The organism is Actinopolymorpha sp. B9G3, assembly GCF_040120725.1.
Classification (GTDB): domain Bacteria; phylum Actinomycetota; class Actinomycetes; order Propionibacteriales; family Actinopolymorphaceae; genus Thermasporomyces.
This window is the reverse complement of sequence record NZ_JBEEAB010000006.1, coordinates 198003-221755: the sequence shown is the minus strand read 5'-3', so window position 1 is coordinate 221755 and position 23753 is coordinate 198003. Positions and strand designations below refer to the sequence as shown.

General features: G+C 70.5%; 18 protein-coding genes. 7 read left to right on the top strand and 11 right to left on the bottom strand.

Going from position 1 to position 23753, the window contains the following annotated elements; all coding sequences use genetic code 11:
* Window positions 1–266: 266 nt before the first annotated feature.
* Together ABNF93_RS13495 and ABNF93_RS13490 are read right to left on the bottom strand one after the other, a co-directional pair.
* Window positions 267–1820: a 3-hydroxyacyl-CoA dehydrogenase gene (locus tag ABNF93_RS13495; protein WP_349328321.1), complete on the bottom strand. Its 1554-nt coding sequence runs from the start codon at window positions 1818–1820 to the stop codon at window positions 267–269.
* Between the two features lie 283 nt (window positions 1821–2103).
* Window positions 2104–3453, bottom strand: coding sequence for a dipeptidase (locus ABNF93_RS13490; RefSeq protein WP_349328320.1), 1350 nt, complete (start codon window positions 3451–3453; stop codon window positions 2104–2106).
* Between the two features lie 239 nt (window positions 3454–3692).
* Here ABNF93_RS13490 and ABNF93_RS13485 point away from each other — a divergent pair, with 239 nt between their 5' ends.
* Window positions 3693–4598, top strand: a complete 906-nt coding sequence (locus ABNF93_RS13485) for a sulfite exporter TauE/SafE family protein (protein WP_349328319.1) — start codon at window positions 3693–3695, stop codon at window positions 4596–4598.
* Window positions 4599–4630: 32 nt separating this feature from the next.
* Here the strand turns inward: ABNF93_RS13485 and ABNF93_RS13480 are convergent, their stop codons facing one another.
* Both ABNF93_RS13480 and ABNF93_RS13475 read right to left on the bottom strand, forming a co-directional pair.
* Window positions 4631–6922: a RecQ family ATP-dependent DNA helicase gene (locus ABNF93_RS13480; protein WP_502877583.1), complete on the bottom strand. Its 2292-nt coding sequence runs from the start codon at window positions 6920–6922 to the stop codon at window positions 4631–4633.
* A 146-nt stretch (window positions 6923–7068) separates the two neighbouring features.
* Entirely contained in the window at window positions 7069–7473 is a 405-nt protein-coding gene (locus ABNF93_RS13475; protein ID WP_349328317.1) for a sterol carrier family protein, read from the bottom strand.
* A gap of 446 nt (window positions 7474–7919) precedes the next feature.
* Between ABNF93_RS13475 and ABNF93_RS13470 the strand changes: the two genes are divergently transcribed.
* On the top strand, window positions 7920–9536 hold the full coding sequence (locus ABNF93_RS13470) for an alkaline phosphatase D family protein (protein ID WP_349328316.1): 1617 nt from the start codon (window positions 7920–7922) through the stop codon (window positions 9534–9536).
* A gap of 118 nt (window positions 9537–9654) precedes the next feature.
* Here the strand turns inward: ABNF93_RS13470 and ABNF93_RS13465 are convergent, their stop codons facing one another.
* A complete protein-coding gene (locus tag ABNF93_RS13465; protein WP_349328315.1) occupies window positions 9655–11007 on the bottom strand; it encodes a cytochrome P450 in 1353 nt (450 codons plus the stop codon).
* Window positions 11008–12174: 1167 nt separating this feature from the next.
* Window positions 12175–14631: an endopeptidase La gene (lon, locus tag ABNF93_RS13460; RefSeq protein ID WP_349328314.1), complete on the bottom strand. Its 2457-nt coding sequence runs from the start codon at window positions 14629–14631 to the stop codon at window positions 12175–12177.
* Between the two features lie 656 nt (window positions 14632–15287).
* Here lon and ABNF93_RS13455 point away from each other — a divergent pair.
* The 3 genes from ABNF93_RS13455 (at window position 15288) to ABNF93_RS13445 (ending at window position 17822) form a co-directional block, all read left to right on the top strand.
* The gene (locus tag ABNF93_RS13455; RefSeq protein WP_349328313.1) at window positions 15288–15740 is read left to right on the top strand and encodes a hypothetical protein; all 453 of its coding nucleotides are present in this window, start codon (window positions 15288–15290) and stop codon (window positions 15738–15740) included.
* Window positions 15741–16223: 483 nt separating this feature from the next.
* The gene (locus ABNF93_RS13450; RefSeq protein ID WP_349328312.1) at window positions 16224–17042 is read left to right on the top strand and encodes a hypothetical protein; all 819 of its coding nucleotides are present in this window, start codon (window positions 16224–16226) and stop codon (window positions 17040–17042) included.
* 78 nt (window positions 17043–17120) lie between these two features.
* Complete coding sequence (locus tag ABNF93_RS13445) at window positions 17121–17822, top strand: class F sortase (RefSeq protein WP_349328311.1); 702 nt, start codon at window positions 17121–17123, stop codon at window positions 17820–17822.
* Between the two features lie 22 nt (window positions 17823–17844).
* Here the strand turns inward: ABNF93_RS13445 and ABNF93_RS34915 are convergent, their stop codons facing one another.
* Window positions 17845–18132 carry a nucleotidyltransferase domain-containing protein gene (locus ABNF93_RS34915; protein ID WP_502877580.1) on the bottom strand — a complete coding sequence of 96 codons (288 nt, stop codon included), beginning with the start codon at window positions 18130–18132 and terminating at the stop codon, window positions 17845–17847.
* A gap of 112 nt (window positions 18133–18244) precedes the next feature.
* On the opposite strand from ABNF93_RS34915, the gene ABNF93_RS13440 reads away from it, so the two are divergent.
* Window positions 18245–18643 (top strand): hypothetical protein, encoded by a 399-nt coding sequence (locus tag ABNF93_RS13440; protein WP_349328310.1) that lies wholly within the window; start codon window positions 18245–18247, stop codon window positions 18641–18643.
* 136 nt (window positions 18644–18779) lie between these two features.
* Here ABNF93_RS13440 and purL read toward each other — a convergent pair whose 3' ends face one another.
* The 3 genes from purL to purS form a co-directional block, all read right to left on the bottom strand.
* The gene (gene purL, locus ABNF93_RS13435; protein ID WP_349328482.1) at window positions 18780–21086 is read right to left on the bottom strand and encodes a phosphoribosylformylglycinamidine synthase subunit PurL; all 2307 of its coding nucleotides are present in this window, start codon (window positions 21084–21086) and stop codon (window positions 18780–18782) included.
* Window positions 21087–21402: 316 nt separating this feature from the next.
* Complete coding sequence (gene purQ / locus ABNF93_RS13430; protein WP_349328309.1) at window positions 21403–22089, bottom strand: phosphoribosylformylglycinamidine synthase subunit PurQ; 687 nt, start codon at window positions 22087–22089, stop codon at window positions 21403–21405.
* Window positions 22090–22174: 85 nt separating this feature from the next.
* Window positions 22175–22438, bottom strand: a complete 264-nt coding sequence (purS, locus tag ABNF93_RS13425) for a phosphoribosylformylglycinamidine synthase subunit PurS (RefSeq protein ID WP_349328308.1) — start codon at window positions 22436–22438, stop codon at window positions 22175–22177.
* A gap of 244 nt (window positions 22439–22682) precedes the next feature.
* On the opposite strand from purS, the gene ABNF93_RS13420 reads away from it, so the two are divergent.
* Window positions 22683–23174: an RrF2 family transcriptional regulator gene (locus ABNF93_RS13420; RefSeq protein WP_349328307.1), complete on the top strand. Its 492-nt coding sequence runs from the start codon at window positions 22683–22685 to the stop codon at window positions 23172–23174.
* A gap of 48 nt (window positions 23175–23222) precedes the next feature.
* Here ABNF93_RS13420 and ABNF93_RS13415 read toward each other — a convergent pair whose 3' ends face one another.
* The gene (locus ABNF93_RS13415) at window positions 23223–23618 is read right to left on the bottom strand and encodes a RidA family protein (protein ID WP_349328306.1); all 396 of its coding nucleotides are present in this window, start codon (window positions 23616–23618) and stop codon (window positions 23223–23225) included.
* Window positions 23619–23753: the final 135 nt, after the last annotated feature.

Here is a 23753-nt window from a genome sequence, read left to right as displayed (position 1 = left end):
CGAACTTTTTGCTGGGCGTCTTCTCGGCATGGGAAACCTTCGTGGTGGTCGGCCCCCAGTGTCCGTCACGCCGCCCGTGTCGTCACTCGTCATGTTCGCGCCACCCGACCGCCCCGGAGCCCCCCGGTGATCATGATCGTGATCGTGAAGGTTTTGTGGGCGTATGCGCCCCTTCTCCTTCATGATCACGGCGGGTGCGGCGGGTGCGGCGGGTGCGGCGGGTGCGGCGGGTGCGGCGGGTGCGGCGGGTGCGGCGAGGGCGCGGCTCAGAGGGCGCGGAGGGGGCGCCCGGTGTGGGCGGCTCGGACCAGAAGCGGGCTCGGTCGGTAGCGCCCGCCAGGGCACGCCCGCGCCAGCGTGGTGAGGACCTCGGCGACGACGCCGGGGCCGATCCGGTCACCCCACGCCAGCGGACCCAGGGGGTAGCCGGTGCCGAGGCGCATCGCGGTATCGACGTCCTCGGCCGCCGCCTCGCGCCGGGCAACCAGGTCGACGGCCTCGTTGACCAGCATGCTGATCGTGCGGGCGACGATGAGGGCGGGTACGTCGTCGATCACACTGACGGTGAGGCCCGCGGCCTGGAACATCCCGACGGCCTCGTCGAGCGTCGCTGCCTCGCAGGCGTCGCTGGGCGCGAGGCAGACCCGGCTGGCCGTGGCGGCGTCGCCCACCCAGTCAAGGGCCACCGCGTCGCCGTCGACGGTGGCCGGCTCGCCGAGCGTTTCGAGGACCAGGCCGCCGCTGGGGAGTTCGATGCCATACGCCGACTCTCCGGGTTCGAACTCCCCTGATCCCGCGCGTGTGCCGGCCGGACCTGTGTCGTACCGCTCCACGCTCACGCCGGAGTCCGCGATCCGGTCGAGCAGTCCGTAGCAGGCGGCGAACCCGCCGTGATAGGTGACTCGCTCGGGTGCCGGCCGGGCCTCGGCGGTCTGGGGCTGCGGTCGTTCGGAGCTGTCGTACGCGTACCAGCCGCGGCCGGTCTTGCGGCCCAACCAGCCTGCGTCGACCACCTGCTGCTGTGCGACGAACGGCGCATAGCGTGGGTCGCCGAACGTCTGCTCCCAGACCGAACGGCCGACGGCGAGGTTGACGTCGTTGCCCACCAGGTCGGCGAGTTCGAACGCACCCATCGGGAACCCGCCCGCCTCCCTGAGTACGACGTCGATCGTGGCGCAGTCGGCGCCGCCCTGCTCGAGTACCTCCATGCCTTCGCCGTAGAAGGGTCGTGCGACCCGGTTGGCGACGAACCCCGGAGTCGACGCGCAGCGCACCGGCGTCTTGCCCCAGGCGGTGGCGGTCGCCGCGACGGTCGCCGCGACCTCTGGGTCGGTGGTGGCGCCCGCTGGGACCTCGACCAGTGCCATCAGCGGAGCCGGGTTGAAGAAGTGCATGCCGGTGACACGTCCGGGATGCTGGAGGCCGGAGGCGATCGCGGTCACCGACAGGGTGGACGTGTTGGTGGCGAGGATGGCGGTGTCGGCGCAGACCTTCTCCAGGGCGGCGAACAGTTCGCGTTTCGCGGGAAGTTGCTCGACGATCGCTTCGACGACGAGTCCGCACGGGGCCAGCGTGTCGAGGGTGTCGGCCGCCTCCAGCCGGGCCTTGGCGTCGGCCGCGGCGGCGGCGGTCATGCGTTCCTTCTCGACCAGCCGGTCCAGTCGGGCGTGGATCTGTGCGACGCCACGGGCCGCCGCGCCGTCCAGGGCGTCGTACAACCGGACGCGGTGGCCGGCGACGACCGCGACCTGTGCGATGCCGGCGCCCATCGTGCCCGCACCGACGACACCGACCGGAGTTGAACGAGGAACTTCCGCCATGCCGCCCATCCTGTCGGACGTACGCATGATCGCCACCTGACCCGGCCGAAATGACCACGCTGAGCATGCCTGTGGAACCCTGGACAGGTGTCGACGCCTGTCCGGAGACCGCAGTCCTGCTCAGCGTGGTCATTTGCCGGGCCGGCACGGCGAGGGTCGAGTCAGTCAGAACGCCATGGGCGGGGCGAACTCCTACGTCGGAACGCCATGGCCATGAGCGGGGGCGAGCGCCCGTTCGGTCGGAACGCCGCTACGTCGGAACGCCGCGAGCGCCGACGACCCGTCAGGGAGAGCTGGTGGCCTTCGCGAGCTTGGACAGCAACAGGACCTCCGCGAGGCATGCCCGCTCGAACTCGCCCAGGTGCAGGCTCTCGTCGGCGCCGTGCGCCCGGGAGTGCGGGTCGGCCGCGCCGGTGACGAGAATCGCCGCCGCCGGGAAGGCCCGGGCGAACTCCGCGATGAACGGAATGGTGCCGCCGATACCGATGTCGACCGGCTCGCGTCCCCAGGACTCGCGGAACGCCTCCCGCGCGGCGTCATAGGCCGGGCCTTCTGCGTTGGCGGAGTACGGCTCACCGACGTCGCCGACGCTGACCTCGACCTCACACCCCCACGGCGCGTTGGCGCGCAGGTGGTCAACCAGCGCGGTACGGGCGCGTAGGGCGTCGTCGCCTGGCGCCAGCCGGATGCTCACCTTCGCCCGGGCGACAGGGTGCAGCGTGTTCGACGCGTCGGCGACCCGGGGGGCGTCGATCGCGAGGACAGTCGCGGACGGTTTGGCCCAGATCCGTTCGGCGATGCTGCCGGTGCCGAGCAGTTCGACGCCGGGCAGGACGCTCGCCTCGGCGCGGAACCGGTCCTCGGGATAGTCGACGTCTGGCGGCTCCGCGGTGGCCAGCCCCTTGATCGCGACGTTGCCCTCGTCGTCGTGCAGGGTCGCGAGGAGCCGGCACAGGGCGGTGAGGGCATCGGGGGCGGCGCCGCCGTACTGCCCCGAGTGCACCCCGTGGTCGAGCGCGCGGACCTCTACGACACAGTCCGCGAGCCCTCGCAGCGTGGTGGTGAGAGCGGGTACGCCGATGTCGAAGTTGGCCGAGTCGGCGAGGACGATGACGTCGGCCGCGAGTTGGTCGTGGTAGGTCTCGAGGAACGCCGACAACGTGGGCGAGCCGATCTCCTCCTCACCCTCGACGAGGACGGTGACGCCGACCGGTGGTGCTCCGTCGTACGCCCGGATGGCGGCAAGATGCATCGCGATCCCGGCCTTGTCGTCGGAGGCGCCCCGACCGTAGAGCCGGCCGTCGCGTTCGGTTGGTTCGAACGGCGGGCTCGTCCACAGTGCAGGGTCGCCCGTCGGCTGAACGTCGTGGTGGGCGTACAGCAGGACGGTCGGTTTGCCCGGCGGCGCGGGGACGCGGGCGAGTACGGCCGGCTGACCGCCCTCGACCTCGAGGATGTCGACCTCCGCGCCCTCGTCGCGGAAGAGCTGCGCGGTCGCGTCCGCGGTGCGTCGTACGTCGTCGGCCGCGGCGGGGTTGGCACTCACCGACGGGATCCTGACCAGGTGCTCGAGCACCTCGCGGACGCCCGGGAGGACCCGGCTGACGGCACGCTGGGAGTCGGTTTCGATCACGATCACGCAGCGTACGCCTCGATCGGCAGGAACCTGCCCCAGCGGCCCGAGCTGGCACCGTCCGGGGAGTCCTCCGTCGCCTTTCGATGCCGCTGTCCCGTTACGCCGAACGCATGAAACGCCACCCCTTGTGGGCTCTCGTCTTTGCATCTGGACGCCAGATAGGTGTTCGCCCAACCGGCCCCTACTCTAATGCCTACCATTCGTATAGGAACTATCGGAGAAGTGGAGTCGCACTCGTGCGCAAACTCGTGCTCTTGGGCCTCGTCGGGCTCGCCGCGCAATTGGTCGACGGCAGTCTCGGCATGGCGTACGGCGTCACGTCGACGACGCTCCTCCTCGCCACTGGCGCCGCGCCCGCCGCCGCCTCGGCCACCGTCCACCTCGCTGAGATCGGCACCACGCTGGCGTCGGGTGCTTCGCACTGGCGGTTCGGCAACGTCGACTGGCGCGTCGTGCTGCGCATCGCGATCCCAGGCGGTGTCGGTGCGTTCGCCGGAGCCACGTTCCTGAGCGCACTCTCGACCGAGACCGCCGCGCCGATCATGTCGGGCATCCTGCTCGCGCTCGGCGCGTACATCCTGATCCGGTTCACCGCGTGGGGCACGCCGCGTGGTCAGCTGGGCAAGCCGGTACGCAAGCGCTTCCTGGCCCCACTCGGCATCTTCGCGGGATTCGTCGACTCCACCGGTGGCGGCGGCTGGGGCCCGGTCGCGACGCCGGCACTGCTCGCCAGCGGACGCATGGAGCCACGGAAGGTCGTCGGGTCGGTCGACACCAGTGAGTTCGTCGTCTCGGTGGCCGCCAGCATCGGCTTCCTGATCGGGCTCGGTGCCGAGGGCATTCCACTGAGCGCTGTCGCCGCCCTGCTGATCGGCGGTCTCATCGCCGCGCCGATCGCGGCCTGGCTGGTACGCCACATCCCGGGCCGGATCCTCGGTTCGCTCGTGGGTGGCGTGATCGTCCTGACCAACGTACGCACCATCCTGCAGTCGGACTGGGTAGCGGCTCCGGCTCCGACGCAGGCGACGGCGTACATCCTCATCGCGGCGCTGTGGGTCGCGGCGGTCCTGTGGTCGGTGCGCAGCCACCGGGCCGAGCGCGCCACGCTCGCCGGCGAGGCGGAGGAAGCCGTCCCCGCCTAGCGCGGACGACCCGGACCGGTGGGTCCCTCTGGTCAGGCGACGACGGCGAGGGCGAAGGGGAGGACCTCACCCGCCCCGGCGTGGCGGAGGGCCCTCGCGGCCACGGTCAACGTCCATCGTGAGTCGACGAGATCGTCGACCAACAGGATGGTCGGCCCGGAACCCGCGGTGTCCCCGGCCACCGATGCCAGACCATCGCGGACGTCCGGCGGGACGGCAAGCCGGTCCCACACACCCGCCAACCGGAACGCGCTGTTGCCGCCGGGTTCCCCGGTCGGGCCGCCGTCGACGGGGGTGAGCGTTCCGAGCAGGGGCAGCCGGCCGATCCGGGCGAGACCCGCGGCGAGCGAATTTACGAGCGCTGGCCGCCGCCGCGACCCGACCGCGACGATGCCGGTGGGTCGGCGCTCCCACCCCCAGGTACGCAGGACGTCGACGCACGCGGTGAGGACGGCGTCCGGCACCGGCTCGTCGGCCGCATGGGGCGCCAGGATCTCGCGGAGCCGCTGGCCCCAACCGAGATCGGTGAGTCGAGCGACGGCACGGCCCGACGTGGCCCGCTCGTCGACCGGGATCTTGCCGCGGACCTCGACACCGAGCCGATCCATGCCACCTGGCCACATCGCGCGCGGCTCGATCGCGACGCCGACCCGCGCCAGCTGGCCGGTCGCCGCCTGCTGGGCCTCGGTCGAGACGTCGCTGGGGTACCAGGGCTCGGCGCACCGGTCGCAGCGTCCACACCGGCCGGTCTTCTGCTCGGCATGACCGGGATCCGCGGCGGCGTGGTCGCCGACGACGTCGTTGCCGCCGACGGGGTGGTCGCGGTCGTCGAGACGGGAGCTACCGGGAGCGTGGCCATCGAGGGTGGGGTCGTCGAGGACCCGCTGGAGATAGGCCATTCGGCAGTCCTCGCTGGCGATGTAGTCCAGCATCGACTGGGCTTCGGCCTCGCGGGCCGCCGTCACTCGTGCGTAGCGCTCCGCGTCGTAGGTCCACGGCTCGCCGGTCGCCGTCCAGCCACCGGAGACCCGGCGCACCGCGCCGTCGACGTCGAGGACCTTGAGCAGGAGCTCCAACCGGGTACGCCGGATGTCGACGACCGCCTCGAGCGCCGCCGCGGACATCGGTCGCCCCGCCTCGGCGAGGGCGGTGAGGACGGCGTCGGCCTGGACTTGTCGCGGCATGGACGCGGTGGCGAAGTAGCGCCAGATGTCGACGTCCTCGATGCCGGGCAGGAGCAGCACGTCGGCCCGTTCGGTCGCCCGGCCCGCGCGGCCCACCTGCTGGTAGTAGGCGATCGGGGACGCGGGCGCCCCCACGTGGACGACGAACCCGAGGTCGGGTTTGTCGAACCCCATCCCGAGTGCGGACGTCGCGACGAGTGCCTTCACCTGGTTGTCGCGCAGCGCTTCCTCGGCCGCTCGGCGTTCGGCGTCATCCGTACGTCCGGTGTAGGCGCGGACGACATGACCGGCGTCGCGCAGCAGCGCGGCGATGTCGTCGGCGGCGCTCACCGTGAGGGTGTAGATGATGCCGCTGCCCGTCAGCTCGTCGAGGTGCGAGACGAGCCACGCGAGTCGCATCTGTGCGGTGGGGAGCCGGAGTACGCCGAGACGCAGGCTGTCACGGGCGAGTGGTCCGCGCAGGGTGAGGACCTCGCCACCGCCGAGTTGCTCGGCGACGTCGGCGACGACCCGGGCGTTGGCGGTGGCGGTCGTGCCGAGGACGGGCGTGTCGTCCGGCAGGTCGCCGAGCAGGTCGCGGATGCGGCGGTAGTCGGGGCGGAAGTCGTGCCCCCAGTCGGAGACGCAGTGGGCCTCGTCGACGACGAGGAGTCCGGCGCGGGCCGCGAGGTCGGGCAGCTGCTCCTCGCGGAACCGGGGGTTGTTGAGGCGTTCGGGCGACACCAGCAGGACGTCGACCTCGTCGACGGCCAGCGCCTTGGCGATGTCGGTCCACTCCTCGGCATTGGCGGAGTTGATGGTCAACGCACGGATGCCGGCGCGCTCGGCGGCCGCTACCTGGTCGCGCATCAGAGCGAGCAGCGGCGACACGATCAGCGTCGGACCGGCGCCCTGGCTTCTGCGGAGCGCGGTGGCGACGAAGTAGACCGCCGACTTGCCCCAGCCGGTGCGCTGGACGACGAGCACCCGCCTGCGCTGGGCGACCAGGGCCTCGATCGCTTCCCACTGCCCGTCGCGGAACGTCGCCTCGGGCGTACCGACGAGCCGCCGCAGCAGGTCGTCGGCGTCCTGGCGGAGCTGGTCGGGCGAGGCCGTGAGTTCGTCGGTCACCACGCCGACGCTAGCCCCACGGTCCGACAGGGCATCGGCGGCGTGGGCCTGCGGGCATAGAAAAGCCCCTCACGTCGGGGGGTGTCGCGAGGGGCTTCTCCAGATGGCTTCGGACCACCGGCGATCAGACGGCGTCGATCCTCGAACGGTTCCGTGGTTCGGCAAGAATTTCCGGGTTAGCCCTTCCCGCTCCGCGGGACGGGCAGCGGGAGGTAACCGGAGAGGTCGGTGCGCTCGCCGCTGGCGTGAACGGCGCCCTCGTGCACGGCGTCCTGCCATGTACGCCTTCCGGCGCAGAGCAGGATCCACGTCACCGGATCCATCTCCACAACGCCGGGTGGCGTACCGCGGGTGTGTCGCGGGCCGGGGACGCACTGGATGGCGGCGTACGGCGGAACCCGCACCTCCACCGACCTGCCCGGCGCCTTGCCGGCGAGCAGCGCGAGGAAGTGGCGGACCAGCAGACGTAGGTCATCGCGGTCCGGCTCGGTCCGGGCGTCGAGGGCGTCGAGCGCCTCGAGGACCCGGCTCAGTGCGGCGGCGGCTTCGTCCGGGTCGGCCGGCCGGAGGCGGGAAGGCACCTGCCGGAGCCTAGATGACCAGATCCACGGGGAGTCGCCTGGCTCGCGGCTCCCCGCCTCCCGACTGGCCGGGTACTCGTCGATCGGGAGTTGTCCGTACGAACGGATCCCGATCCACGCTCGCGATCTTCGGACAGGTCTCCGACGGCTGGGGCCACCCGGGATTTCACCACTGGTTCGCCGCCGGTCTCGTCCGCGTCACGCCTGCGACGGAGAGCGACCAAGCGTTCACCATGTGCCCGTTGTGGCGCCATCTGCGGTCCTGATGACGTTCGGTCCCGTTCGTCAGCCTCTGAGGTGTCTGATCCCGCTGGTCCGTCTGGTCCCGCTGGTCCCGCTGGTCCGTCTGGTCTCGCTGGTCCGTCTGCCTCTCGCTTGTCCCGCTCGTCCTGCCGTGCACCGCCGCACGCGACGCCTGACCACCCCTTCTTCCCGCGGAGACACCCATGTCTGAGCTGTCCCGTCGACGTCTACTGACCCTGGGCGGCGTGTCCGTCGGAGCCGCACTGTCCGGCGTGGTGCCGGCGTTCGGCTCGGCGAGCGCCGCTCCCGTCCGGCAGTCCGCCGGCCGCATCGCCGCCTCCACACCTTCGCGCCTCGCCGCACCCGGCGCCGTCACCCGCAGCCTGCCCACCGACCTCTTCGGGCTCGGCGTGGCCTCCGGGGACCCCTGGCCGGACTCCGTCGTGCTCTGGACCCGCCTCGCGCCCGACCCGCTAGAAGGCGGCGGCATGCCGGACCGGGCGATACCGGTGGAGTGGGAGATCGCCACCGACGCGCGCTTCCGTCGGTCCGTGCGCCGGGGCACAGAGCACGCACGTCCGGAGTTCGGCCACAGCGTCCACGTGGAGCCCGGCGGCCTGCGGGCGGGGAGTGAGTACTTCTACCGCTTCCGTGCGGGCACGGAGGTCTCGCCGGTCGGGCGGACCCGTACGGCGCCGGCCGCCGGAACGTCGCCCCGCCGGCTGCGGCTTGCGTACGCCTCCTGCCAGAACTACCAGCAGGGCTTCTACGTCGCCCATCGCGACCTCGCCGAACAGGACCTCGACCTGGTGGCGTTCCTCGGCGACTACATCTACGAGTCGCCGCCGTCGGACACGGGCGTACGCCGGCACGAGGGCGAAGGCGAGCCGTTCTCGCTGGTCGAGTACCGCAACCGCTACGCCCGCTACAAGACCGACGCCGACCTCCGCGCGGCGCACGCCGCCTGCCCGTGGATCGTGACGTTCGACGACCACGAGGTCGACAACGACTGGGCCGGACCCGTCCCGCAGGACCCCGACCAACAGGGGCCCGAGGAGTTCCGGGAGCGCCGGGCCGCGGCGTTCCAGGCGTGGTACGAACACATGCCGGTACGCAGGTCCGTCGCGCCGGAGGGCCCCAGCATCCAGGCGTACCGCCGGTTCGAGTGGGGCGACCTCGCCCGGATCCACGTACTCGACACGCGGCAGTACCGCGACGACCAGCCCAGCACGCCGGACGAGGCCGACGACCCGGCGCGCACCATGACGGGTTCGGAGCAGGAGGCCTGGCTCGTTGGCGGGCTGACCAGCGGCCGGCAGCGCTGGAACCTCCTCGCCAACCAGGCGCCGATGGCACAGACCGACCGGAAGGCCGGGCCTGACCAGGTGCTGTGGACGGATCCGTGGGACGGCTACCGCGCCCAGCGGCGGCGGCTCTTCGAGGTCCTCGGCTCGTCGCGGGTCGCCAACCCGGTGGTGCTGACAGGTGACCGGCACTTCACGATGGCCTGCGACCTGACGACCGACTTCGACGATCCCGAGGCGCGCGTGGTCGGCGCGGAGATCGTGGGAACGTCGATCTCGTCCGGCGGGGACCTGGCCCCCGCGGACTGGCACGGGACCTGGGACCAGATCATGGCGGAGTCGCCGTACTGGAAGTACGGCGACGGTCGGCGTGGCTACGTGGTGTGCGACGTCGACCGCGAGGCGATCGTGGCGACGTTGCGAGTCGCGTCCGCGGTGGCCGTGGAGGACGGGTCGGTGTCGGCGGCCGAGCGGTTCGTTGTGGAGGCCGGGCGGCGAGGTGTCGAGCTTTCTTGAGCGAGGATCGGCGCGTCCCTTGCCGTAGCGGTGAACGTGGCCCGTGGTCATGGAGTGCCCCATGATCGTGAAGGAAGAGCGGCGGATACGCCGACAAACTTCATGATCACGATCATGATCACGGGGTGGTCGAGGCGGGGACGCGGAGCTGAAGGGGAAACGGGGACAACCCCCGGATCGTGAACGACGTACGCCGGTGAACCGGACCCGCGCGCACCAGCTCGGGAAGCCGCTCGGCCAGGACCCGGAAGGCGACCTCTCCCTCCAGCCTGGCCAGCGGCGCGCCCACGCAGTAGTGGATCCCACTCGAGAACGCCAGATGCTCGACGCCGGTCTCGCGCGCGATGTCGAACCGGTCCGGATCGTGGTAGACCTCGGCGTCCCGCCCGGCCGCGCCGAGGAGGACGACGACCCACTGGCCGGGCCGGACCGTGCGCCCCGCCAGCTCGATCTCCTCGTGGGCGATCCGGGTGGTGCCCTGGACGGGCGGGTCGTACCGCAGCACCTCCTCGACCACGCCCGACGCAAGCGTGGGGTCGGCGCGGAGGCGCTCCCACTGGTCGGGGTGGGCGAGCAGGGCCAGCATGCCGTTGCCGATCAGATTGACGGTCGTCTCGAACCCGGCGACCAGGAGCAGGCGCGCTGTGTTGAGCAGCTCCCGGCCGTCGAGTGTCTCCTCGTCCAGTGGCCCGGTGAGGCGACTGATCACGTCGTCGCCGGGTTCGGTGCGGCGTTGCTCGACGAGACGGCTGAAGAGTGCGTTGAGGTCGGCCTTCGCCTCGTGCAGCTCACGGGCGTGCCGAACGGAGCGGACGCCGTCGAGGGACGCCCCGACGATGTTGCCGTACCGCGAGAACCGGTCCACGTCGACGTCCGGGATCCCCAGCAGGTCGCTGATCACCGCGATCGGCAGCGGAGTAGCGAAGTCCCTGATCAGGTCGAACTCGCCGTTCGCGAGCGCCTTGTCGAGGAGCTCGTGGGTCGTACGCTCGATGCGTTCGCGGTAGCCCGCGATCATGCGAGGACCGAACGCCGGCGCGACGAGCCGCCGTAGCCGGGAGTGGTGGGGCGGATCGAGCTCGAGGAACGACATGTCCCACTCGGGTCTTGACTCGTCGAGAGCTGTGTTGCCCGAGGTCAGGCCTCTGGCGTCGTCCGCCGGCGGGTAGGGGGCGCCCTTCTCCCGGACGCCGAATCTACGGTCACGCAGGACCTGGTTGGCCACCTGGTGTCGGGCAGCGACCCAGGCCCCGGTCCGGCTCCGCGGCAGCGGACCCTCGGCACGTAACCGCGCGTAGAGGGGGTACGGATCGAGGATTCCGGCCGGAAGCCAGACCCGGCTGAGCGTGTCGCCCCTGACCCGGCCGAGCCACCACACGCCGAACCGCTGCCTCCACAGCCGGCTGGTCAGTGCGAGCGCGGCCTTCGCACGGGCCGCCGCCGTCTCGGTGTCGCCGTCGGCCACTGTCATGAGTTACCCACCTCCTGCTGGCGGTCGCTCGGGCCAGCGCATCGGACCGGTCGCGTCCGGTGTCTCCGTCCGGTGTCTCCGTCCGGTGTCTCCGTCCGGTGTCTCCGACATCCGGATCCGCTCGCCAATCCGCCAACGATCGGGCAGCACGCCGTGCTCCGAGCCGAGGCCGGAGGCAGGAAGCTGCCAGACCGGTGGACCACGTACGCGTGGGGCGCCGGTGAGCCGGAACACTCACGACGCCGGTGGGAGTGGCCCAGTCCGGATTGAGTACGCCGACGGGTGATCGTCGGCGGCCGAGCCGGGAGGCTCGGTCCATGAGTGGTGCCGCTCGGTACCGCTCGCCAAGACCGCCGGTTCCGGGTTCGCCCTACGGCCTCACAGGCCGACGGAACCGGTGGCCGCCAAGCCGGGGTGGTTCCTTCTTCCTCCACCACCGCGGCCGGGTCCGCCCGCGCTGGAAGACGACGGGGGTTTGCGGGCGTACGGATCCGAGTTCGGCCCGGGCAGGGCTTCGCCTCGCGCGTGCTCGCCCGGGTCGACGGCGGTCCCACTCGGCAGTGCCGCCAATCTCCCGCGTGTACGCCATGGCAGGGCGGCCGTGTCCTCGGCGAGGGCGGGAAGGCATGTCGACGTCGCCGGTCGCGCCCGCGGCCCCACCGAGTACGCGTGCGGTGTCGATGTTGAGTACGCCAGCGGATTCGGGCGCACCGCGATGGACGCGAAACTCGCTGACATGAGCGACGCGGCGGACGAAGCAGCAGCCCGCCGCCGGCACCCACCGGCGACCTGCTGCCGTCACCTGAGGGGGCGCGTCGCTCATCACAGGTCCACCGGTTCCTGGTCGCCCGACGGCCACCCAGGCCAAAGGGAATCCGGTGGCCGCCGTGCCGTGGTGGTAAGCGTCCCTCCATCACCTCGGCCGGGTTCCGCGTCCGGACGTACGGCCGGGGGGCTGGATGTGGGTACTCGTTTCGGCCCGGGGTCGGCTTCGCCTCGCGTGAAGCTCCCCGGGCCGTCGGCGGTGAGCGCCAGCGTGCGCGAGAGCCGTCGCCACCCCGCACACAGGCAAGGTGGCGACGGCTCTCGTTGACCCGGCGGCAGGGCCTTGGCGGCCTCCGGCCCGGCGGCAGGGCCTTGGCGGCCTCCGGCCCGGTGGACAGGGACCTAAGCGGCCTTGCCGGTCCCGACCTGTTCGCCCGTTCCCGGCGCCAGCTCGGAACTGTCCCGGAGCGCGAGGCGGACGACTTCGGCGGCGTCGTCGACGAGATGCACGGTGAGGTCGGCGAGGACGCCTTCCGGCACGTCGTCGAGGTCGGGCTCGTTCTTGCGCGGCAGGATCACCTCGGTGAGTCCGGCCCGGTGCGCGGCCAGCAACTTCTGCTTGACGCCGCCGATCGGTAGCACCCGTCCGGTCAGCGAGACCTCGCCGGTCATGCCGACCTCCGGGCGTACCGGCCGTCCGGACAGCATCGACGCCAGCGCCGCCGTCATCGTCACGCCGGCCGACGGGCCGTCCTTGGGTACAGCACCCGCGGGCACGTGCACGTGGACACGGTGGTCGGCGAGCGCGTCGGTCGGTACGCCGAGTCCGGCGCCCTGCGCCCGCAGGTACGACACGGCGATCTGGGCCGACTCCTTCATCACATCGCCCAGCTGGCCGGTCAACGTGAGACCCGGCTCGCCCGCCATCGTGGCGGCCTCGACGTACAGCACGTCACCGCCGGCACCCGTCACCGCGAGCCCGGTCGCGACACCCGGGGTCGAGCCGTCGCGGGCCGACTCGGGCAGGAACCTCGGCTTGCCGAGGTAGACCTTCACCTCGTCGGCGCCCACGCGGACCGGTGCGCTCGCGCGATCGGTGGCCAGGGCGGTCGCGACCTTGCGGAGGATCTTCGCGATCGCGCGTTCGAGCCCGCGGACCCCGGCCTCCCGGGTGTAGTCGGCCGCGACCGTCCGAAGGGCGGAGTCCTCCACCGCCACGTCGTCGGCAGACAGCGCGGCCCGGTCGAGTGCCTGCGGCAGCAGGTGGTCCCGGGCGATGGCGACCTTCTCGTCCTCGGTGTACCCGTCGAGCGCGACGAGCTCCATCCGGTCCAGCAGCGCTGGCGGGATGGTGTCGGCGACGTTCGCGGTGGCGAGGAACAGGACGTCGGACAGGTCCAGCTCGACCTCGAGGTAGTGGTCACGGAACGTGTGGTTCTGCGCGGGGTCGAGCACCTCGAGCAGGGCGGCCGCGGGGTCGCCCCGGAAGTCGGAGCCGACCTTGTCCACCTCGTCGAGCAGGACGACCGGGTTCATCGAACCGGCCTCCTTGATGGCGCGGACGATACGTCCGGCCATCGCGCCGACGTACGTACGCCGGTGACCGCGGATCTCGGCCTCGTCGCGCACACCGCCGAGCGCCACCCGGACGAACTTCCGCCCGAGCGCGTGCGCCACCGACTCGCCCAGCGAGGTCTTGCCGACGCCGGGCGGGCCGACCAGCGCCAGGACGGCACCGGAGCCCCGGCCCCCGACGGCCTGCAGCCCGCGGGTCGCCCGCCGCGAACGCACGGCGAGGTACTCCACGATCCGGTCCTTCACGTCGTCGAGGCCGGCGTGGTCGGCGTCCAGCACCTCACGGGCGCCGGTGATGTCCGTGGTGTCGTCCGTACGTACGTTCCACGGAAGGTCGAGGATCGTGTCGAGCCAGGTACGGATCCAGCCGACCTCCGGTGACTGTTCGGAGGTGCGTTCCAGCTTGTCGACCTCGCGGAGCGCGGCTTCGCGGACCTTCTCCGGCAGGTCGGCGGCCTCGACGCGCGACCGGTAGTCGTCGGCGCCCTCGGGGTCGTCCTCACCGAGCTCCTTGCGGATGGCCGCGAGCTGCTGGCGCAGGACGTACTCCCGCTGGGTCTTGTCCATCGTGTCCCGCACCTCGTCGCGGATCTTCTCCGTGACCTCCAGCTCGGCCAGATGGGCGCGGGCCCATTCGAGGAGCAGCGTGAGGCGCTCGCGGGTGTCGGGGGTCTCGAGGAGCTGGACCTTCTTGTCGGTCTCGAGCCACGAGGCGTAGCCGGCCGCGTCGGCGAGCTCGCTCGGGTCGTTCATCCGCTGGACGGCGTCGACGACCTGCCAGGCGTCGCGGGCGGTGAGGATCGAGACCAGGACGGACTTGTACTCCCGGGCCAGCTCGCGGGTCGCGTCATCTGGCGTGGGGACGTCGAGAACCTCGGCCTCGACCCACAGGGCCGCGCCGGGTCCGTTGACGCCGACGCCGACCTTCGCGCGCCCGGTGGCGCGGAGGGCGACGGCCGGTTCGCCGGTGGGAAGGCGGCCGACCTGGGCGATCTCGGCGATGGCGCCGACCGCGCCGTACTTCCCGTCGAGGCGGGGTACGACGAGGACCCTGGGCGTCTCATCGGTTGTGTCGCGCTTGCCGGATCCGTTCGATTCGTACGACCTGCCGGATTCGTACGAAGAGTCTGGACGTGAGGCACCGGCCGGCGTGGTGTCACGGGCGGCGAGCCGGGCCGCGTCGACGGCGGCCTGGCGGTCACCGTCGAGCTCCACGGGCACGACCATGCCGGGAAGGACGACGGTGTCGGCCAGGAAGAGCAGGGGGAGTGTCAGCGTGGTCATGTCCATCTCAACTGATTACACGCTTACATGCATTCCCGCATGCGTCGAAGAAATGAGATGGGAACGTTGTCCACAGATGCTCGCCGCGTCTCCACGCAGTAACCCGTCCGGCCGCTAGCGTCATTCCTGGTCACCCGCTCCGCACAAGCCTGGTGACCGATGTCGGGTGGTCGCCGCCTCCTGTCCCTCCGGCGACCACTGACGTTCTGCCGCGGTGACCACGGGTCCCCCACCCGTTCGGGTCCCGTGCGCAGCCACGACGCGGGAAGGGCCCGGCCTCGGCCCTTCCCCCTGGTGCATTGCCACGTGCAAACGAAGGGATCTGGAGGTCCACGATGAACCACCTGCACATCGCTGCCCCGGAAAAGGGCGAAGGCCACCCGGCCCGGCTCGCCGCCTGCCGCCAGGTGTGGCGTTCCGGCCCTGTCGCAATCGCCGTTGTGGCAACCCTCCTGATCAGTTCGCCGGCCATGGCCGATGAGACGCACGTCGGACCCGACCGAAATGTGGCGACGGAGGGCTCCTAGCGTCGGCGCCCCGCCGCTGCTCCCCGTGCTGACCGGTGCGGCCCGGGGTCCTCTTTGCGCAGTAGTGCTGAGTACGACCTGAGTATCCGTACGGATGTCCCTCGACCGGTCCTCCGCCACTCTTGCCCGATGGACATCGAACAACGGCCGGTCCCGGCAGGCCTCGAGGGGAGGGGCAGGGGCTCGACCGTGCAGCGCCCGTCCGGTCAGGGTCCGTCCGGTCAGGGGTCGAACGCCGGAGCGTCCGCCGGCGGCGGTCTGGCGTGGTCCACCGTCTTCACCCTCGGTCCGTATGTCCTGGCGATCCTCGCCCTGCTCGCGTGGTCCTGGCCGAGAGATCAGGTGGGGGGCGGCCAGTGCGAAGGCCTCGGATTCGGCTGCACGCTCACCCAGCGCGACGGGGCTGTGCTGCTCGCGTTCATGTCGGCGCCGTTCGCGGCGCTCGCGACCGGTGTCGCGTGGCTGGTCGTCCTGCTCCTGCAACTCAGCCCTGCTCGGCGCTGGACCGGCGCGGCTCAGGGCGCACTGGCGGCGACCACCGTCCTGGCCGTTTCGGGCGCTGTCGCCGCGGTCGGCCTCTAGATGACGCTTTGTGGGTGTACTTCCGATTGTCGTGGTCTCACGATCGGGGACTCTGGATTCTTCGGAACGTCAGGAATCGGCCCGGAGGCGGGCCTGCCTGATTCTTGGCGACCGTTCGCACCGTGACACCCAAAGCGTGTGTTCGGGATCAGTTGAAGCCCGCCCGGATGGTCCTCAAGAGCGGTGAAAATACGCCCTTACCTCCGCCGGTTAAGCGCCGGATTCCAGAAATGTGAATTGGTCGCACCCGCCAGAGATGCGGCATTCCTCCCAGCTGATCTGTGGCCGCCCTGATCGTCGCCCAATTCTCTTTGCGCTCTTTGTCGAACTTGGCCACAAGTGATGTTCGGCAATGGCTGGGTAGTTCAAGGCGGACACCATTGCGACGTAGATCCGATTGTCAAACCTTTCGGCGTGGCAGAAGACCGGATTTCGTCATTGTGGTGAAGGCATCTACCACGTATCACGTTGGGAGGAAGTCGGGTGATCAAGTCACCATTGGGCAGGTTGCTACGCAGCCTGATCAACCGCAGGACCGTAGGCGTTCACATCGGCGCGGCGGTGGTGCTCGGCGGGCTGGCGGCTCTGTCGGCGCCAGCATCGGCGAGCGTTGCCACCGCCATCGACCCGGGCAGCGCCGCTCGGTCGTTCGCCGCGGATGGTACGCCGCACGATGGCGGGAAGGACCACAAGAAGAAGAACAAGGCGCTCTGTATCGACTCCACCTTTCAAGGCAACGACAAAATCCTCGCCTACGTCCCTGAGAAGGGACAGCTGTGGATATGGAAGGAAAACAGAGGAGCAGGCAGTGTCGACCCGTGGATTCAGTTTGTCGAAACGGCAGACACCGAGCCCACACCTATTCCCGAGAACGTGATCTGCGCGACGGTCGCGGTTCAGGGTAACTCTCTCCACGTCACGATCGTCACCGATGGTCACTCGGTGAAGGACGCCGTGAACAACGCAGCGCAAAGGGTTTGGCAGACGGTCTGCACCGTGAACCCGGATAACGCCAACTTCCCGTTCGACCCGAATGGCGAGTTGCCGAACGGCGATCCACGCTGCGAGGGGTTCGAGGAGCTCACGCCGCTGCCGGAAAGCAACGAGGCCGCTAACGAGCCTCGTGAGGTGAGCCCGTCGCTGTCCAGCACTGGGCCCAATACCGGAGACGGCGCGTCAGCGTCGGCTTCCGGCGGTGTGGGTCCGACGGCAATGGCCGGCGCTGGGATGCTCGGTCTGGCGTTGACCGCCGGAAGCGTCATGCTGCTTCGCCGGCGTGGCCACGGCACGGCCGAGGCGTAACAAGTGCGGTCGAATCTGCGGCTGGTCCTCCGCCCCCAGCATTGGGGGCGGGGGACCGCCATGGTTTTGCTCGTGCTCATGGCGATCAGTGGCTTCGGCATGGTTGCGGCGGACACTCTCGGGCGACCTGCGCCACCGCCCATGCCGGTCATGACCACACCGCCACCGCAGCCGGAGGCGGCGTCCGCAGTACCTAAGCGCGACCGGCCGACGTCGCCCGCGTCCCAGGCGCGGGAGCAGGCGCAGGCTCCTGCGTCCAGTCCGTCGCCGGCACTGCTGGACTCACGATCAGCGCCGACACGCCTGGACATTCCCTCGATCGGCGTCTCCGCGCCGCTCGGTGGGGTCGGTACTGCGAGCAACGGTGCCATCGACGTACCGCCGGCGAACAAGCCGCATCTTGCCGGCTGGTACACGCCCGGCGCCACCCCCGGTCAACCTGGCCGCACCGTGATCGTGGGCCACCTGGACTCCAGGTACAGCGGCGCCGCTGTCTTCTACGACCTCGGGGCCGTGCGTCGCGGCGAGACCGTCACGGTCACCCGCCGCGATGGCATTGCGGTCGTCTACCGTGTCGACGGGGCGTCGATCCAGCCCAAAAACCAGTTCCCGGCGGATCAGATCTACGCACCGAGTGACCGATCCGAACTCCGGTTGATCACCTGCGGTGGCAGCTTCGACAAGAAGACCGGCTGGTCAGACAACATCATCGTGTACGCCCACATGATCTCCTGGCACCGCACACCGGCCACCGGGTGGGAACGCCTCCTGCGTGACTAGGCTCCGCCCGGCTAGCGGTGCCTCACGCAGCGCTCGTACACCGCCTCGCAGGGCGCCCCACGCTGGCCGTGCCCCGCCACACACAGGTCCAGCATCTGCCCCAACCCGCACCGCCGGCACCGCCGGCACCGTCGACCGGGACCACGAGGTCGATATCTGAGTAGCGGTCGGCGCGGCCAGCTGCCAGACTTCCGTACGCTTCGACAGCAACGACCCGCTGGTCCCGCCGCAGCAAGGCGCACACGCGCGACGCCAGGGCATCGCGTCTGCGCAGGTCCCTCAGCGTCTCGGGCTGCCGCCTGACCGCCATGGCGTCTCGTACGCCTCCAGAAGGTCGGCCGCCGTGATCCACCGGCGACTGATCCGGTCCACTGTCCATGTTCGGCATTACCATCTAAGTGCCGAACCGGGGAAGGAACTCCATGCCAGGCAATGCCACCTCATCGTCAAGTCACAGCGCCGGCACTCTCAGTCCGCTGCCGCCGCCCATTCCGAAGGGCGGGCGCGGCTACCTGTGGGCCATGATTCTCGTCGGTGCGCTCCTCGCCGTCACCCTCGGCGCCGTCGGTTTCGACTTCTTCAGCGTGCCCGGTGTCGACCCCGTGCGGGCCGGCAGTTGGTACTTCATGATCTCGTTGATGATCATCTTTCCTGCCGCCGTCACCGTGTTTGTCATGAGCTGCGGGGTCGTCGCCATCATGCGTTCCTGCGGTGCTCGGCGGTGGCCGGGTCTCCTCCAGGCGCTCCCGGCCGTCGTGATCATCGTCGGCCTGCTGCTACTCCTCGTCCGCTGGCTCTTCTCCGGCCCTGACCTCGGCTGAGCCCGTTACGCCTTCTGGATCGACGCAGGTCCGGGGTGCCGGCTCGCCAGCATCCGCCCGCCAACCGCCAGCATCCCGCCCGCTTGGCGGCCGCCACTTGGAGGGCATCGGCCCGAACGGGAACAAGGCAGGCGGTTCAGCTCTGCTCGTAGAGCGCGGGTAGCGTCCCGGACCACGCCGCCCGCAGCTCGGCCAGCGAGACATGGAACCGCGCGCCGGTCCCGCCGTCGCCGACCACGAGCGCGGCGTCGTCACCGCCCGCCTCCACGACCCCGATCAGGGTCGACGGCACGCCCCGGGCCGCGCACAGGTCGGCGAACCGTTCCTTGTCCTGCGTACGTACGGCGACAACCGCGCGGGCCGAGGACTCGCTGAACAACGCCACGAACGGACCCAGCTCCGCCGGGAGGGTGAGTCGCGCGCCGAGGCCCGAGGACAGGCAGGACTCCACGACCGCCTGGGCGAGCCCGCCGTCGGACAGGTCGTGCGCCGCCTCGACGACACCGGCCCGACCGGCCTCGATGAGGACGTCGGCGAGGGCGCGTTCGGCGTCGAGGTCCACCGTCGGCGGTGTGCCGCCGAGATGCCCGTGGACGACGTGGGCCCATTCGGACCCGCCAAACTCCTCCCGCGTCGTGCCCAGCAGGTAGATCTCGGCGCCGGGCGTGCGCCAGCCGTGCCGCACGCGCGTAGCCACGTCGTCGATCACGCCGAGCACCCCGACCACCGGGGTCGGCAGGATCGCCTGCTCGCCGGTCTGGTTGTAGAAGCTCACGTTGCCGCCGGTGACGGGCAGCCCGAGCGTGCGGCAGCCGTCGGCGAGACCCTCCGTCGCCTGCGCGAACTGCCACATGACGCCCGGGTCCTCCGGCGAGCCGAAGTTGAGGCAGTCGGTCACCGCAAGGGGCCGGGCGCCAGTGGCGGCGACGTTGCGGTAGGCCTCCGCGAGCGCGAGCTGCGTACCCGCGTAGGGGTCGAGCTTGGCGTAGCGCCCGTTGCAGTCGGTGGCGAGCGCGACCCCGAGGGACGTGTCCTCGCTGACCCGGATCATGCCGGCGTCCTCGGGCTGGGCGAGGACGGTGTTGCCGAGGACGTAGCGGTCGTACTGGTCGGTGACCCACGACCGGTCGCTGAGGTTGGCCGAGGCCACCAGTTGGAGCAGGACCGCGCGGATGTCCTCCTCGAGGACCGGCCGGGCGAGGACGTCGGGGCCGTCGGCCTGCAGGTCGTCCTGCCAGAGCGGGCGGAGTACCGGGCGTTCGTAGACGGGACCCTCGTGCGCGACCGTCCGTGGGGGTACGTCGACGACCGTGTGGCCCTGCCATTCGACGGTCAGCCGGCCGGTGTCCTCGACCTCGCCGATCACCGTGGCGGGCACGTCCCACTTGGCGCAGATCGCGAGGAACTTCTCGACGTCGCCGGGCGCCACCACGGCCATCATGCGTTCCTGCGACTCGCTCATGAGGATCTCCTCGGGAGCGAGCGAGGAGTCGCGGAGGGGTACGCGGTCGAGCCAGACCCGCATCCCGCCCTCACCTGCCGACGCCAGCTCGGACGTCGCGCAGGACAGGCCGGCGCCGCCGAGGTCCTGGATGCCGACGACGACGTCCTCGGCGAAGAGCTCGAGCGTGCACTCGATCAGCAGCTTCTCCATGAACGGGTCGCCGACCTGGACGCTCGGCCGCTTGGCAGGGCCGCTGGTGCCGTCGCCCGAGGCCGCGTCGAACGTCTCGCTCGCGAGCACCGACACTCCACCGATGCCGTCGCCGCCGGTCTTGGCGCCGTAGAGGATCACCTGGTTACCGACGCCGGAAGCCTTGGCGAGGTGCAGGTCCTCGTGCTTCAGCACTCCGACGCAGAGCGCGTTGACCAGCGGATTTCCGGCGTACGACGGATCGAAGACCACCTCGCCACCCACGTTGGGCAGGCCAAGGCAGTTGCCGTAACCACCGACGCCCGCGACCACGCCGGGCAGGACGCGGTGGGTGTCGGGCGCCTCAGCGGGGCCGAAGCGCAGGCTGTCCATCACCGCGACCGGGCGCGCGCCCATCGCGAGGATGTCGCGGACGATCCCGCCGACGCCGGTGGCCGCACCCTGGTAGGGCTCGACGTAGCTCGGGTGGTTGTGCGACTCGATCTTGAACGTCACCGCGTAGCCCTGGCCGACGTCGACGACACCGGCCTGCTCCCCGATGCCGGCGAGAAGTTTGCCGAGGCTCGTCTCGGTAGGCAGTTCGCCGAACTTGCGCAGGTGCACCTTGCTCGACTTGTAGGAGCAGTGCTCGCTCCACATGACGGAGTACATCGCCAGCTCGCAACTCGTCGGGCGGCGGCCGAGGATCTCGCGGATCCGTGCGTACTCCTCGTCTTTCAGACCGAGCTCGCGATACGGCTGTTCGAGGTCCGGGTTGTCCGCGGCGTACTTCACGGTGTCGACGGTCACAGTCACCTGGGGCACTCCGTCCGGACGAGGGGCGATGGGGCGCGTACGACAGGCTCCACGCTATCCAGAACCGCTCCCCACCCCTCGGGGCGTCCCGTTCCGGCTCGCCTTCCTGCGGAGAGTGACTGGTTCGACCGCCTCGGTGTCCCGCGGGTTCTGGCTGGCATGGCGTCGAGGAAGGTCCTTCATGATCATGAAAGAAAGCGGGTCCATACGCCCCGAAACGCTTCATGATCACGATCATGATCACGGGGAGAGGGCTGGAGCAGGGGGTTGCCGATCGAGCGCTGGCCGGCGGTCTGGCTCGCGATCGTCGTCACGGAGACGTCGCGGGTACGAACTGGCGCAGGAGCGAGGCGAAGAACCCGACGCCGTCGGTAGTGGGTCCACACAGCTCTTCGACCGCGTGCTCGGGATGCGGCATCAGGCCAACGACGTTGCCCGCCTCGTTGCAGATGCCGGCGATGTCGCGGTAGGAGCCGTTGGGGTTGTCACCGGCATAGCGGACGACGACCTGGCCGCCGGCCTCGATTCGGTCCAGCGTCGCCTCGTCGGCAACGAAGCCACCTTCGCCGTTCTTGATCGGGATGACGATCTCCTGGCCGGCGGAGTACGCCGACGTCCACGCGGTGCCGGCGTTCTCGATCCGCAGCGGCTGGTCGCGGCAGACGAACTTGCGGCGATCGTTGCGGACGAGCGCCCCCGGCAGCAGGTGGGACTCGCACAGGACCTGGAAGCCGTTGCAGATGCCGAGCACCGGCAGCCCGTCCCGGGCGGCCTCGATGATCGGCGTCATGATCGGGGCGAAGCGGGCGATCGCACCGCACCGCAGGTAGTCGCCGTAGGAGAAGCCGCCCGGCAGCACCACCGCGTCGGCGCCGCCGAGGTCGGTGTCGGCGTGCCACAGCGCGACGGCCTCGCCGCCCGCGATCTCCACCGCTCGCCGGGCATCCCGGTCGTCGAGCGAACCGGGGAACGTGACGACGCCGACCCGAGTGCTCATGCGGGTCTCCTTTCGCATGACCACTGCGGTGCCTCACTCCGGCACACCTCGTACCTCGGCGTCCCTGCGTGGGGGCTCATCGCGCTCATGCGGGCTCCGCACCGACCGTCTCGACCCGGACCGTGAAGTCCTCGATCACGGTGTTGGCGAGCAGTGTCTCGGCGGCCCGTCGAAGCTCCGCAAGGCGCTCCTCGGTGAGCTCGCCCTCGACCTCGAGTTCGAACCGCTTGCCCTGGCGTACGTCGGAGATGCCGGCGAAGCCCAGCCGGCCCAGTGCTCCGACGACGGCCCGACCCTGCGGGTCGAGGATCGCCTGTTTCGGCATCACATCGACGACGACCCTGGCCACAGTCGCACGCTCCTCACCTGCAGATCTCATGACAAGACGACGTGCCGCCAGCGTATCGAGCCGTGGCCGATGGTCCGTGCGGCGCCACCCGGGCGAAACGTCTGGGTTCCCGCGGCGGAGGAGTCGGTAGCCAGTCACAAGGTGCCCCGCCGCCCACCCCCCCGCCACCACCACCGCCCGTCCGGCGCCCCTCCGGCGGCCCGGTGTCGGCGAGCCATGTGTCCTGGATACGTAAGCTCCAGATATGCGGATGAGCGAGGGCGTCGAGTGGGCGCTCCACAGCTGCCTGAACCTGGCCTGGGTCGGGCCCGAGCACCGGGTGACTGCCGCGAGGCTGGCCGAGTTCTACGAACTGCCGACGGCGTACCTCAACAAGCAGCTGCAGGCCCTGGCCCGGGCAGGGATCGTGGTCTCGACGTCCGGGCCCCGCGGTGGTTTCCAGCTGGCCCGTGACCTCGACGCGATCACCCTGCTCGACGTGGTGGTCGCGATCGAGGGGCGCGACCCGGCCTTCCGGTGTACCGAGATCCGTCGTCGCGGGCCGGGAAGCGATCCCGCCGACGACTACACGGACACCTGCGTGATAGCCCACGCGGTGGGGACCGCCGAGCTCGCCTGGCGTCGCGAACTTGCCAGGCAGACCCTTGCCGACGTACAGACCGACGTGGAGCGGAAGGCGCCCGCGGTCCGTGATCGCACCAGGCGGTTGCTGGCTGCCTCAAGCCTGAACGTCTGAACGCTTGAACGTCTGAGCGCGCGTCACGCACCCATCAGCGGCGCACACTCACGTCCCGGCTGCGAGGGCGTCGACCTCGAAGGCCATGCCGGGAAGGGCGAGGCCAGCCACGCCGAGGAGGGTCTGCGTGGGCGGGTTCCCACCCCAGATCCGTTCGAGCCGCTCGACCAGGATCCCGAGCTTGTCGGCGTCGAGATCCACGACGTAGGTCCGCAACTGGACGACGTGGCGGAAGTCGAGGTCGACCGCGTCGAGGGCGGTGCCCAGGTTGGCGAGCGACCGGTCCACCTGGGTGCCGAAGTCGTCCGACACGACGTGGCCGTCGGCGTCCGACGCGTACTGCCCCGCGACGACGACCAGGGGCCCGGACACGCTGGCCACATGGCTGTAGCCGAACGGCACCGGGTCGTGCAGGGCGGGAGGGTTGACCAGGGTGTGCGACATCGGCTGTGGGTTCCTCTCTCCGGTGTGAGTGTCGTGGCCTGGTGCCCTCCGGCGGATGGGTGGCCTATTCTGGAGTGTACATATCCAGAATGAGGCGGCGTGCGGGGCGGTTCGGTGAGCAGCAGCGGATGACGG

Bases quoted from the DNA above. Each gene is read 5' to 3' on its own strand.
- ABNF93_RS13470 (WP_349328316.1), top strand. From the start codon at position 7,920: ATGTCTGAGCTGTCCCGTCGACGTCTACTGACCCTGGGCGGCGTGTCC.
- ABNF93_RS13415 (WP_349328306.1), bottom strand. From the start codon at position 23,618: ATGTCGCACACCCTGGTCAACCCTCCCGCCCTGCACGACCCGGTGCCG.
- ABNF93_RS34915 (WP_502877580.1), bottom strand. From the start codon at position 18,132: ATGGCGGTCAGGCGGCAGCCCGAGACGCTGAGGGACCTGCGCAGACGC.
- ABNF93_RS13420 (WP_349328307.1), top strand. From the start codon at position 22,683: ATGCGGATGAGCGAGGGCGTCGAGTGGGCGCTCCACAGCTGCCTGAAC.
- ABNF93_RS13455 (WP_349328313.1), top strand. From the start codon at position 15,288: ATGGACATCGAACAACGGCCGGTCCCGGCAGGCCTCGAGGGGAGGGGC.
- ABNF93_RS13495 (WP_349328321.1), bottom strand. From the start codon at position 1,820: ATGGCGGAAGTTCCTCGTTCAACTCCGGTCGGTGTCGTCGGTGCGGGC.
- lon (WP_349328314.1), bottom strand. From the start codon at position 14,631: ATGACCACGCTGACACTCCCCCTGCTCTTCCTGGCCGACACCGTCGTC.
- ABNF93_RS13465 (WP_349328315.1), bottom strand. From the start codon at position 11,007: ATGACAGTGGCCGACGGCGACACCGAGACGGCGGCGGCCCGTGCGAAG.
- ABNF93_RS13440 (WP_349328310.1), top strand. From the start codon at position 18,245: ATGCCAGGCAATGCCACCTCATCGTCAAGTCACAGCGCCGGCACTCTC.
- ABNF93_RS13445 (WP_349328311.1), top strand. From the start codon at position 17,121: ATGGCGATCAGTGGCTTCGGCATGGTTGCGGCGGACACTCTCGGGCGA.
- purQ (WP_349328309.1), bottom strand. From the start codon at position 22,089: ATGAGCACTCGGGTCGGCGTCGTCACGTTCCCCGGTTCGCTCGACGAC.